The organism is Methylomonas sp. 2F7, assembly GCF_057126975.1.
Genome location: NZ_CP195203.1, coordinates 2,019,353 through 2,032,485 on the forward strand (window position 1 = coordinate 2,019,353; position 13,133 = coordinate 2,032,485).

The following is a 13,133-nucleotide window of genomic DNA, read 5'->3' on the forward strand; positions in this document are numbered from 1 at the left end:
TTAGGCCGACGCGGATACGGCATTAGACCGACGGAGGCACGGCATTCGGCCGACAAGGTAACGGCATTAGACCGACGGGCACGGCATTAGACCGACAAAAAGCACGGCATTAGGCCGACGTTTGACACGGCATTAGACCGACGCTTCGAGCAAAATTGGAAATCGCCGCAGGCCAAGCTATTCGCGGGCTTCAGCGATTTTTTCACGCTGAAAATCGAAGGTGCTAATCTATATATAATCTTTATTTAATCTATATATAGGGACTGGTGATAGCCAGGATTTCGTTTTTGAAACAAATGCTAGTGAGGCGTTTGTCACTGGGCTTATATGGAACGCCCTCGGTCGTCTTATGACGACCGATTCTGTTGAAAAAGTCCCCTGATATAGGGTTCCTAAAGTAGTAAAATACAGCTAACAGCCACTCAATCATGAGGTGACGCCATGATGGGACAACAATCAGGGATTCAGGAGCAGTTGTTTTTCTGTTTCAGTCTCGAAAACCACATTCCCAAAGATCATCTGCTGCGAGGCATTAACCATTTTCTTGACTTGGGTGATTTTCGTCAGCAATTGGCGGAGTTTTACAGTCCTATCGGCCGACCATCGATTGCTCCCGAACTGATGATCCGGATGCTAATCCTCGGTTATTGTTTTGGCATTCGGTCCGAACGCCGTCTCTGTGAAGAAGTGCATGTCAACTTGGCTTATCGTTGGTTTTGCAAACTGGATTTAGACGATCCTGTGCCGGATCATTCCACCTTTTCCAAGAACCGCCTGGGCCGTTTTCGGGAAAGCCAGGCTTTTCGGCTAGTGTTTGAAACGGTCCTGAAACGATGCATGGCAGAAGGCCTGGTGCGTGGCGAGGGTTTTGCCACCGACGCGAGCATCATCAAAGCCGATGCCCAACGGCAACGTCGAGTAGAAAATGGTGACGACATTGACTGGGGCGATCCCGCTCAAGCAGAACGTCCGGTCCGTGAATATCTCGCGGCAGTAGAAGAAACCAATGACCCCAAAGAGTCCACCCGGACGCTTTCACTGACTGATCCGGCGGCTACCTGGACGGCCGCACCCGGTGGCCCTGCATTCTTTGCCTATTCAACCAATTACTTGATCGACTTGGAAGCCGGCATCATCCTCGACGTAGAAGCCTCAGCGGTCAATAAAGCCGCCGAAGTGGAGGCGACTCGGACCATGATTGATCGGGTAGAAGAGACGTTTGGTCTGAAGCCCGAACGTTTGGTGGGCGATACCAATTATGGTTCAGCTGCCATGCTCGGATGGTTAGTCGATGAAAAAGATATAGCACCACATGTACCCGTATTCGATAAGTCAGAACGCAGCGATGGCACCTTCAGTCGCTCTGACTTTACTTATGACGCGGAGAATAATCGGTATATCTGCCCTGCGGGTAAGCCTCTGAAAATCGCTTGGCGCAGCAAACAGAAAAACCCTTATCGCTATCGCGCCAGCCAATTGGATTGCCAAGCCTGTTCGCTCAAAGCGCAGTGCTGTCCTAACATGGCAAATCGTCAAATCGATCGAAGCCCCCACGAATCGGCTCGTGATGTCGCTCGTGCCATTACCAAAACCGATGCTTATAAGCAGTCACGCAAGGAGCGCAAGAAGGTGGAAATGCTGTTTGCCCATCTCAAACGCATCTTGAAAATGGATAAGCTGCGGTTACGAGGCTTCAGTAATGCCAAAGATGAGTTTCTATTGGCGGCGACGGCCCAAAATCTAAGGCGAATGGCAAAGAGGTTGGCCATCAATGAACCAGTAACCCAATTGATACCCGCATAACGGCAATATAAGCCGTATTTACGCGCCAGAAAGCGAAAAACTCACCTAACGGCTTCTGAAAAACCAAGGCAATCAATCAACACCCTTCCGACTCACACTCAAAAAACCGACTTTTTCAACAGAATCGACCCAAACCGGCCAGTCAAATTTTTCCGTGAATCCTTTCGATCAAGTTCAATTTCTTAGAAAGCAGACGTTCGTTGGTCAAACCCGAAGTATGGCTCGCTGTAACATAATACACAGCCAAGCGGCGACAATCCCCAAAAGCCAGCGGCCACCTAATTCGCAAAACACCATCCAGTCTAAAAACCACGGTATAGCGCGGGGGTTACTGCCTGACTCTGCGATGTCTTGAAACGATATTTCCAATTTGCCTAATAGCTGTGCCGGTAAAGTGGCCATGACCACGAGAATGGCTGTCAGCAAACCCAACCCGATCAGCAGTAAACGTTGCCGCCAGCCTTGCACTGGCCAAGTCAGTAAAATCGCACCTTCAATCACCAGAGGTACGAAGCTATGCAGCAAGTGAGCCGATGATTTCAACTCGGTGCCTGGCGGAATGAAGTGATTGGTGTTCAAATAAACGGGCCGCAATACCCAGGCCGACAACTCAATCGAGTAATCCAATTGAGATTGCACTGATTTCAGTAAGTTTAAGCTTGACGATAGGTCGGGAGCCATTGAGATCATGACCGCCTTAAGCGGCGGGAACAGCCCTTTTGCCAGCCACTCCCCAAAATACAAAACCAAGCCAGATAAGACCAGCCAGGCTAGCAAGCCTTTTAGAGTCAGAACAAACAGCTCACGCCGGCTCATGGAGTCTATTTGTCGAGCCAAATGCCCACCAGGCAAAATAGAAACACCCAAAAATCACCATCAGTGTCGGTGCCACATAGGTATGAATCAGCTGAAACCAGCCGGGTTGGTAAGCGATGACGAAATACAGCACGCAAATGCGCAAGAGATTTAGGCCATAGATCAAGCCAATACCCAGCAGCAAACCTATCAGTTTCCTCTTCAATCCGGACGGAAACACCAAAACGGCGGACACCACCAAAAATAACACCCCGGCACCGTCGCAGCCGCGCACGATCTCCAGGTTGGCTTTGGCGGAAAGCAGATGATTTTGCTTGGCCAATACATGTTCCAGCGGAGCCAGCCAGTTAAGCACATCCGCGCAGACCGTGACTACACCATGGAAATAGATGACATTGGAAAACAGGTCGACCGGGATTTTGAAGTAAGCGTAGTCAAAAAGCACGTAGCAGCCTACGAAAAGCGTGAAAGTAAGCCATTCATGTCGTTTACCGGCAAAACTCGTGGTGTTGTACTTCATATTTGAATCCGCCATTTTTCAAAAACAAGGGTAAGAGTAACCTTACTTTTACCAATGCTATTTTATTGTAACGGTTTTACACCTTTTCGCGTAAAGGCTACTCGAAAATTGACAGGCGATTCACTACGACATTTACCTTATCTCTTAGGCCTTGCTCATCAATATTGTACTTGGGATTCTCTGCGAGCAATAGGGGGTCCATTGCGAATGCGTCAACGTCACCGAATAGTTCATCAAGTAATACAAACAGCGGATCTTCCAAGTGTCTCATCTCATTTTTAAAACGATCCAGATATTTTCTTTGGAACTCCTCGGCAGAAATCTCATTGTAAAGAAACTGGTCGAGCAGTAGCTGATAATCAACGACGGAATGTCTCATCAGCCACCTCCTAGCTTACCAGTTGTTAACACATGCTCGAGCTGTTGAGGGCTAATCGGACCTACCGGACTATATTAACAAATCCATCTTATCAAGTAGTTCGCTAATTTCTTTTAATAAGGTAGTAACCCGGTCACGATCCGCACCAATCCTTGTTTCGAATTCGAATACCGCAATTCCGTTGCAAATCTCGTTAAGGGCAGAGTTCACTATCAAAAGTTCATCATGGCTCATGTCAATCTGTGACTTCTCACTTGTTACATCAATGATTTCCATCATTACCTCAATCCATCAAAATATGAGCGGCCTTTCGCAGGCTGGAATGCAGTACCGCCATCAGCGGCGCGCGGATTTCTGATAACCACGGTGCTGGTTGCATCATCCCAATAGGCTGATCGACCACCACTGAGCTGTTTCACAGCGGTAGGGTTATTGATCACATTCTCAATGTGATTTGAGAACTGCTCACGAGTACGAATTCCAAGCCCACCGAACTCACCCTGTTGAATAACATGCTTTTCAAACGCATGGCCGCCAGCGATTTCTTGGCCCGCAAGTTGGCTTCTTAGACGTGCAGCATTTACCGCACTCTCCGCCCCCTCGTTTAAGACCGCTCCAACCTTCACCGAATTCGCCAGACTACCCGCGCCTAGCGATCCAACAACGCTAACTCCTGCATCGATGCCGTTGGCCCAGTTGCGGCTGACGCCTGCGGCTTGCAATCCCTGGCTGGTCAGAGAATCGACATCCTGACCAGTCCAAAGTTTTTGAATACCGGTCTGGAATTGGTCGGCCCCGTGAATCATGACCGGGACGCCGATCAAGCAGCCCACGCCGGAGCCGCCACAGGCTGCGCCGCCCACGAAGGCTTCCGATCCGCCACCGATGGCCTGGAAACCGCCGCCAATCCGTGTGCTTAAATGATAGCTGGTTTCCTGGGTATCCCACCAGTTTCCAACTTGTCTGGCTAGAAGGCCATTCGGATCATTAAAATTGACCGGATTGTTATGCACATAACTGTAGCGGTTGAGCCCATCGATATAGCCCAACGGGTCACGTTGGGTAAACCGGGTTTGGTTCGGATCGTAATACCTAGCCCTATAGTAAGTCAGCCCACTGGCATCCGGTTCTCTGCCGGTGTAGCCGTACTGTGGCACTGTGCCTACGCCGCTGATTTTGCTGCCGTAAGCGTCGAAGCGTTGCGTGGCGGTGACGACCTTGGTAGCGTTGGTGGTGGCGAGGACGGAGCCGGTGCCATCCTGATGGTAGTAAGCCGCCGTGGCGGTCGGCAGGTTAGTCTGGCCGGTCAGCCGTGCCAGCGGGTGGTCTGTGCCGGCCTGAACGTATACGGCGTTGGCTGTAGTCCAGCCCGTTTGTGGATATTCGGCGTAGACATTCTGTCCGTCGTACAGATAGTTGGTGGTGGTAGCGCCTTCGGTTTTCTGGGTACGGCGGCCTTGGTCGTCGTATTTAAAGCTGCCGGTGGTGACCGCGTTGACCTGAAGTTGATTGAGTCGATTGAAGCTGTCGTATTGGGATTGGTTTTGCGTGCTGCCGGTGCAAGCGGTATCGCTGGCTCGGGTGACGGTGCCGCCGCTGCATTTTTTGGTTTGCTGACCAGCTGCGTCATACAGGTAAGCTTCCAGCAGGGTGCCGCTCAGATTGGTTTGCCGAACTTCGGTGAGTTGATTGGCGGCATCGTGTTTGTAGGCGATGGTGCTGGTGGCAGGAACACCGATTTGCTTTTGTACCCGGTTGCCGTAAACGTCGTAGCTGAAGCTTTGGGCTTGGGTCGCGGTGCCGTTGGCGACATGGGTCAGCCGGTCCAGCGCGTCGTAGCTGTAGGTATAACTCAGGGTGGCTTGGCCGCTGAGGGCTTCCTGGTTGGTTTTCCGTCTGCCCAGGCCGTCGTAGCTGTATTGGCTTTGTTGGATGACCGTCGCGGCGTTTTTGTGGGCGACCTGGCTGAGGCTGTTGTCGCTGTTCCACGTTTGGGTTTGACTGATGCCGTTGGGATAACGGGCTTCTGTGAGCCTGCCGCCGTTATCGTAGTCGAAGGTGTAATGGTCGAAGTTAGGCGCCCACAGGCTGATGAGCCGGCCCACTTCGTCATACAGGTAGTAAGTGCCGCGTCCGTCGTTATCGGTCAGGCTGTCCAGCTGGCCGCCGGGGCTCCAGGCGTAGCTGAGGGTTTTTTGGCCTCGGCTGTCGGTAACGTCTTGCAGGCGATGCGCGGCGTCATACGCGTAGTCGTAGGCCACGTCGAGTTGGCTGCCCGGCGTCGGGCTCCAGGTTTCGGCGCGGGTGGTTTGCCCTAGGGGGTTGCGGGTATAGTCGATCTTTCTGCCGTCTTCGGCGGTCACGCTGAGCAACTGGTGGCCGTAGTCCCAGACGTAGGTCAGGGTGTGGCCGTTGGCGCCTGGCGTTTGCACAGTCTTGACGTTGTTGTTCAGGTCGTAGCTGAAGCTGGTGACCTGGCCCATGGCGTCGGTTTCGCTGAGTTTGCGGCCAAAGTCGTCGTAGTTGTAACTGACCTGGGTGGCGACGGTGTCGCTGCTACTCGCGCCGGTGTCGGCATTGATGGACGTGCCGCCGTCAGCTGTAGTCTGGCCGGCTTGAATGGTTTTCAGGTTGCCCAGGTTGTCGTAGCTGTAGCGGGTCAGTGGCCGGATGGGCAGGTTGAAGGTGGCGCTAGTGGGATTTTGGTCGACATAGGCCGGACCGGCTACGCGGATCAATTGGCCCAGGGCGTTATAGGTATTCAGGCTGTCGCGAGCCGCTTCACTGGAACCCGCTGCCGGGGTATCGGTGGTTTTCACGACTTGGCCCAGCGCGTCGTAATCGAACTGGCGGATTTGCCCCAGGGTGTAGCTGGCGATCTTGGGTTGGGTGACGCTTTTCAGGCGACCGTCTTGCGCGGCGTTCCAATAGCTGTAAAGCGTGCTATTGCCGTTGGGGTCGGTGACGGCTTTAACCCGACCGGCGGCATCCAGTTTGCGGTCGACGTGATGCCCTGCTTTGTCGTAGGCTTTGGTCCAGCGGTTGACGGCGTCGTAATCAAAACCCAGGGTGTAGTTGTCCGGGTCGGTGATTTGGATCAGGTTGCCGGCGGCATCGTATTGGTATTGGGCGAGGTGGCCGCCGGAATCCAAGGTTTGCTGCAAGCGACCGACGGTATCATAGCGGCGGTAGGCGCTGTCCCATAGTCGGATTTTGCCGTTTTGGCTCAGTTCCAGTTCGTTAGCCGTCAAGCGGCCATCGCCATCGTAGAAGTAATTACGCGGATGGCCGGCGGCATCGGTGCCGGTCAGCGGCAGGTTGTCGGCGTCGTAACTGCTGCTGACGGTCTGCCAGTCGGCGTCGATACCCAGTGTCTGCCGGCCCAGGCTGTCGAATTGCAGGCTGGCGGTGTCGGTGGGGTCGGCTGCATTGATCAGGCCGTCGCCGGTTTTGTCGCCCGATCGCGCGATCTGTGTCGGATAGAGGGTGTTGCCATCATAGCTGGTGATGACGGTCGGTCCCGTGCCGCCGCCAAAGGTGCCTAATGTGGCGCCGGTGAAGTCGCGTAGCGTTTTGGTTTGGGTGGGCTGGCCGGTGGCGGCATCATAGTTGCGTTTCGTCCAGGCGGCAATGTTGGTCAGCGCCGGGGTGGTGCCGGCGGTCGGCGCGATGCCGGCTTTCAAGCGGACGCTATCGGTCAGGTTGCCCTTGGTATCGTATTTCAGCAGGGTCCAGTTGCCCTTGGCGTCCTTGATGCGCTGCGGAGCGTTGAAGGTGGTGAAGTCGTAATATTCAGTGGTAGCGCCGGAGGGCTGGGTGATGCGGGTGACGTTGCCAGCGGCATCATACTGGTATTGCACCTGCAAACCCGCCGGATCGGATTCGGTCAGACGATTGAACGGGTTGGTCGGATCGTAGCTGTAAGCGTGCGCGGCACCGGCTTCATCGACAATGCGCAGCGGGTTTCCGTTGGCATCAAAGGTATGCCGGCGCTCGAAACCGCGTTCGTTGACGGTGACGGTTTCGCGGCGGAAGTCTTGGTAACGAAAGGTGGTGGTCTCGGGCAACAGCGTGCCGTTATTATGCCTTTGGTGGCGGAACACCCGGCCATCGACGTAGTACGAAAACTGCATGCCTTCGCCTTGCGGGGCGGTGGTGCGTTTCAGGGCATGGTTCAGGTTTTGGCCGTCGGCGCTGCTGTAATAGGCATAGGTGACCGGCGCATGCTGGCTGGCGACGGCCAGCGGGCTTTTGTAAGTGGTCAGGTTGCCATTGGCGGTGTCGTAACCGTATTGATGGGTAGCCAACACCGTGCCGCCGATGGCTTGTACTTGCACTTGGTCGATGCGATTAGCGGTGTAATGAAACGCCAGTTTCCGGCCAGGACCGTCAGTTACCGTACACAGCACGTTGCCGCAACCGGTGTTGTAAGCCAGGCTCAGGGTGTTGAGGTTGCGATCCTGGATAGTCAGCAGGCGGGCCGCTTGCCCGGCGGTGACGCCGGTATTGCTTTCAAAGCCGTAGCGCAAGCCGTTCTTCTCGGTGACGCTCCAGCTGCCGTCGGCTTCGCGTTTCAGCGCGGTATACACGCCCGGCGCGGCCTGGAAAGGGCTGTTAACCGGCACGCTGCTGCCGGCCAGTCGAAAGAAGCGCTCCGCGCCGCTGCCGTCCAGCCAGCCGACTTTCACGAAACCGCCGTCGACGCCGTAAAAGTTCAGTTTGTGATTAAAGCTGTGGGTCCAGCCAAAGCCCAAGGGGCCGTCCTGGGGATTGCGGCTATTGTAGTTGCGCTCGAAGACCAGCGGCAGGCCCCGGCCCGGTACGGCAATATCCTTTTCGCTGTGGTACAAATTGCCGGTCGCCAGATTGACCGGATCGCCACCCCAGCTTTGCAGCCAGTTCAAGCCATTGGACAGCGTGGTGGAGTTGATCGGGAAGTTGCTGAAGAAGTTGCTGGGTAGGAAACCGTCACGCGGAAAGCTGGTGGCGACCGGGGTGGGGTTGACCAGGGAGTAGCCGCCGCCGAGACCGCCGGCGATGATGGCGGAAAAATAACCCTTGTTTTGGTTTTCCGCCATGTAGACGGCGCCATTCCAGGTTTTAGGTTGAGCTCCGCCATCCGTATAGGCGATGGTTTTCTTGGGCACGGTAACCGTGGACCCGTCGTTAACAGCCGCAGTGATGGCGGCTTGATAAGGGGCCATACTGGCATCCATCAACGTCGACCAGTTGCCGATATTGGCCGAGGTCAGCGTGACCAAGGGATTGGCGCCACCCGATTCGCCGGCAAATTGCAAACCACGCACTGTGGACACCGCATCGGTACGGATCAGTTCTTGCCAGATGTAGTGTTCGTAGGCTGAGGCGCTGTAGGCAAACAGCTTGAATGTCGGCCAGGTTTCCGCCAATGTCGGCGCGGTCGTATCGAGTTTGACCAGATGTGCGAGATTGCCCAAGACGTCGATATAGGGCCCGCTAGGATGCACCGCAAACGGCAAATCGAATAGGTAATCGACCTTGAGGCCGGCGGCGGTCAAACCCAGATGCGTACCGCTTTGGGCGCTGACGCCGTTGAGCTCTCCCACCTGTTGCCCGGCGTCGGTCACATAACGCAAATACTTCATCAGGGCGATATGCAACAACTCGCCCTCCGTTTCGTCGTAATTGGCGGCGTTAGCCGGCGTCGGAGCGGTCGGGGCGGATTGCACGGATTGCGTCAACCGCTCGGCCCGTTCCGCTATCAGCCTATCCGAACCCTGATGGGCGTAGGCCATCAGGGCGTGATGGGCGCCGGCGGTCAAATTGGTATAAACGGTTTTGTTGAAGCAATGCAGATCGGGGTCCGGTGTGCTGTTGGCTGGATCGTCGTTGCGGCAGGAGGCCTGGGAGAGATTGGTATCGCCCAAAGTCACCTTCATGATCAACCGATGTTGCGTGCCCAAGGTGATAGAACCGGTGCCGGTCGCTTGTGTCAAACCGTCCACCTTAAGGATCGGATGAAGATTAACTAAGCCGGGCGGGGTGGCCAGATCGCCGTTCCAGCTGTTCCAAATGGTCTGCGAACCGGCATCCGCCGGCACATAGGACAGCGTCACCCGCTGATGAACGATGGACGGCAACGCCAGGATTTGCTCGGCGACCAGATCGGTGCCGCTACTATTTTTGACTTTGATCGACAGACGATAGCGGTGGCTATCCGGCAAACTGGCGGCCTCGGGTGAGGACGAGCCGTTCCAATTGACGTATTGCGTGACTTTGTAGGGTAGCGTGACCGGCAGGATGTCGTAGTTTCTGGCGGTTTGTTCGCCAAGGTAAGGTACGTCCAGCAAGGTGTTGTCGGCATTCAAGCCCTTAACGTAACTTTCGACCTGCGAGGCGTAGCGCTCGTGCGGCAAGGTAGGCGTGCGGCTGCCCAAATAGCCGGTGGCGCTGTAGTCGAACGCAACGCTGGATTGAATGCCGGCAATACCCTGTTGATAGGTGTTGTCCTTGAAACTCGGGTCAAGCGGAATCCAGCGGTAGCCGGTGTTGTCCGACGGCGCACCGCGATAATTGCCGTAAGGTAAACAGGCCTCGACCCAGACATGGCGTAGGAAAATGCCATTGGCATTTGAGTAGCTGCCGGCATTAGGGTTAAGGTTACTCAACAGAATGGAGCCGGCGGCCTGATAGGTTTTGGCGCCTAACCAGCGCGGGCCTCGTCCATTGGCACCTAGATTGGTAGAATCGAGTAACTGAATGTCGCCCAATACGTAACGCGCCGGTATGTTCGAGGCACGCAGCAACGCGATCAGCAAAGAAGCTTGGTCGGTCGCGCTGCCGGCACCGCTATATAGAGCGCCAACTGAGCCTTTCATCGAACCAAAGTAGGGTTCAAAGCGAATCGTGTTATAGACGTGTTGGAATATCTTGACCGGCGAATAACCGAGTTTTGCGGCCAGGTCACGAATTTCCTGGGAGATGACCACGTCTTGGGTAGCATTCAAGTCGGCGGGAACATAGCCGCAGGCTGTCGCTTCGTTCGGCGTCGTCGGTGCCGCCGCTTCAGCTGGTATCCCCAACATATCCAGCAGGAATGCGTAGGCAGGCACGTCGGGCTTGAATGGCCCCACGCTGAGATAATGCGGCAATTTTTGACTGGGCTCCGCCGGCGTCGGTTTAACCTCCGCGCCCAAACGGGTCGTAGGTGCGGGAACCACCTCAGGCGCAATATCGGTAGCCTGGCCTCGGCGGTGCAACGCGCGCAGTTCGGCCTTGGCATTGCCCAAAGCGCGATGGCGGGCACCGTCCTCGCGAGCCGACGAAAACCCCGATAGTGATCGATCGATACGGTCGAAGCGCTGCGCGACTTGCTTGGCATAACGGTCGAAGGCAGCCAATTTGTCTGGCTGTTTTAGCCCGGCCAGTTTTGAACGCACCCGGTCGAGTTCGGCTTCCACGTCCTGACGCAAATCCCCGATTTCAGAGCGCTTGCCTTCCAAAAGTTCTTGTTTGGAGGGTAGCCGGTTAGCTTGACCGGTCTGCTGCAATTGGTCCTCGTTATCCGCTTCGTCGATCAGTTCAGCGGCCTCGTCCAGATGCTCGCGCAGTTGCTGCGCTAAGGCGTTGCCCGGCTGTTGATGCACCTTGAGCAGCGATTGCACCACGGCCTCCGGCAAAGCTGCTGGGTTTTGCGGCGCGGCGGATGGGGTTGAGGACGCGAGTAGGCTCTGGCACAGCATAACCAACGCCAGCAGAAAGCGAAAACGAGAAACGGGTGACATGGAAAGTTCCTTGGCAGAGCCTATGGATTTAGCGAAGGTCGCGTGTTTTATGTTGCTCAATATGCCGCATGATGAGGCAAAGCAGCCCCCCCATCAGCAACATGGCCCAAGTCGGTAGTGCCGGCACTTGGGTGGGTTCACTGGGCTCCGCCACCTCGATTTGACTAGTGACGGAGGTGTGCATATCGGCTGCCAGTACTTCGTAGGTGAAATTATAAAAACCCAGCGCCGTGGGTATGCCGGTAATCTGGCCGGTATTAGTATTCAGGCTGAGTCCGTCCGGCAGTTGGCCTGAACTCACTAACCAGCTATAAGGTGGCGCACCGTTATTGGAAGTCAGCGTAGAAAGGTAGGGCTGATCGATAATGGCCTTGGTTAAGGGGATGGCCGTGGTGACACCGGCAATGCTGCGACCATTACCCTTCAGCAAGCCAAAGGCGTCGGGCACGTTGGGATTTGTGCCGAGCAAGGCCTGTGTCTCCGTGCCGTCCGGCAAGCCGTCGTTATCGGTATCGGCCAATGTGGTTGCCGGGAGCGCCGCTAACGTCAACGTGGTCAGCAAAGCATCCCCGCTGTCCCAACTACCGTCGGCTTGTTGCTGGGCGATGAGAAAGTTCTGAGCGCTCACGGCGGCGGGATCGTTAGCGCCGGCCACAGTTACCAGCGCTCGATAGGCCAATGCGGTTTCCAATATAGTGCCGGCACTGCCTTCACCGAAACCGCCGCCGGGCGTTTTCTGTTGAGTCTTCAGCCAGGCGGCACCGTTGGCTATCACGCTGGATATTGCGGTTGGGCCGCAACTCGAGGGGCTGTATCGATTTAGCACGATTAAACTATAGGCGGTTGACAGAATGCGGCTTGGCTGTGTGTAGCCAACTGGAGGAACAAAGTATGGCCAACCGCCGTCGCCGGTGTTGCGCTGTGCAACGATGTTGCAAACGCTGTAGCCTTCCTCGGCATAGCTTGCAGCACTGGTTTTAATAGCTTCCAATGCCATGGCTGTGTCGGGATAACTGGTACTGTAGTGGTCGTAAGCCCCCCAACTGCTCTGGGGCGACGCTTCATCGTTACGCCATGCGATCAAGCGAGATACTAAATCCGAGGTATCGCGTCCGGATTTTGCCAGGGCGATGATCTGCCGGGCTAAGGCATCCGTGCTGTAGGCTTGATGATTTTGCAGCCAGGCAACACCATTTGCATAAGTATCGCTCTTGGTCATACCGGCATTGACCAAAGCTTCTACCGCAGCGGCAGTTTCCGCCATTTCCAATCCCGGCGCGCCCTGCCAACTGCCGTCGCCGCTCTGGTGCGTAATCAGCCAGGCCATGGCCTTAAGTCGGGCATCGTCGACGGGCGCCGCCATCACGGTCGTTGCCATGAAAAAGCCTGAGCACACCGCACCCAATCTTAAACGCTTCATTTCCATATTCTCCCTGATCCGATCACCTGAGCAGGTACTCAGCCTCAATCAAATCTGACACCGGTTGTTTTAAATTTGGATGGTCATCGCACCTCGCGACGCCATAACCATGCTTTGCCCAAACTACATTTACCTGAACGCCAAACGAGACGCTGCCAGGCCTTCTCCAACCTAAGCGCCCAAATCGGAATCAGACAAGCTTGTGCGTAGGTATACTGCTTATACGAGCAATGGTTCGTACTAACCTAGTAAGCAGTTACGTGTTGAAATAACTAACAGCTCAAATAACTGCCTCGATAAAAAATTTACCGAGCAAATATGACAAGTGTATTAATGGTCAAAAATAATACTCAATAGGGTCGTTGGGGTAAAAACTAAGCCATAGAGTCCATCAAGCGAGATGGGAATAGTTGGGGGTGTGGGTGCCGGGCT

7 protein-coding genes are annotated in these 13,133 nt (G+C 55.1%); 1 reads left to right on the top strand and 6 read right to left on the bottom strand.

Annotated elements, in window-relative coordinates; all coding sequences use genetic code 11:
- Positions 1 to 441: 441 nt before the first annotated feature.
- Entirely contained in the window at positions 442 to 1,803 is a 1,362-nt protein-coding gene (locus tag ACR64Q_RS09120; protein ID WP_313733591.1) for a transposase, read from the top strand.
- A gap of 204 nt (positions 1,804 to 2,007) precedes the next feature.
- Here ACR64Q_RS09120 and ACR64Q_RS09125 read toward each other — a convergent pair whose 3' ends face one another.
- The 6 genes from ACR64Q_RS09125 to ACR64Q_RS09150 all read right to left on the bottom strand — a co-directional run bounded on the left by ACR64Q_RS09125 (position 2,008) and on the right by ACR64Q_RS09150 (position 12,701).
- Positions 2,008 to 2,619 (bottom strand): hypothetical protein, encoded by a 612-nt coding sequence (locus ACR64Q_RS09125; RefSeq protein ID WP_483823312.1) that lies wholly within the window; start codon positions 2,617 to 2,619, stop codon positions 2,008 to 2,010.
- Complete coding sequence (xrtM, locus tag ACR64Q_RS09130; RefSeq protein ID WP_313734409.1) at positions 2,606 to 3,139, bottom strand: exosortase family protein XrtM; 534 nt, start codon at positions 3,137 to 3,139, stop codon at positions 2,606 to 2,608. Before xrtM ends, ACR64Q_RS09125 begins: the two co-directional genes overlap by 14 nt.
- A gap of 97 nt (positions 3,140 to 3,236) precedes the next feature.
- Complete coding sequence (locus ACR64Q_RS09135) at positions 3,237 to 3,518, bottom strand: colicin immunity domain-containing protein (protein ID WP_313734411.1); 282 nt, start codon at positions 3,516 to 3,518, stop codon at positions 3,237 to 3,239.
- A gap of 69 nt (positions 3,519 to 3,587) precedes the next feature.
- Positions 3,588 to 3,797: a hypothetical protein gene (locus tag ACR64Q_RS09140; RefSeq protein WP_313734413.1), complete on the bottom strand. Its 210-nt coding sequence runs from the start codon at positions 3,795 to 3,797 to the stop codon at positions 3,588 to 3,590.
- Positions 3,797 to 11,281: an RHS repeat-associated core domain-containing protein gene (locus ACR64Q_RS09145; RefSeq protein ID WP_313734415.1), complete on the bottom strand. Its 7,485-nt coding sequence runs from the start codon at positions 11,279 to 11,281 to the stop codon at positions 3,797 to 3,799. Before ACR64Q_RS09145 ends, ACR64Q_RS09140 begins: the two co-directional genes overlap by 1 nt.
- 28 nt (positions 11,282 to 11,309) lie before the next feature.
- Positions 11,310 to 12,701: a putative Ig domain-containing protein gene (locus ACR64Q_RS09150; protein ID WP_313734417.1), complete on the bottom strand. Its 1,392-nt coding sequence runs from the start codon at positions 12,699 to 12,701 to the stop codon at positions 11,310 to 11,312.
- Positions 12,702 to 13,133: the final 432 nt, after the last annotated feature.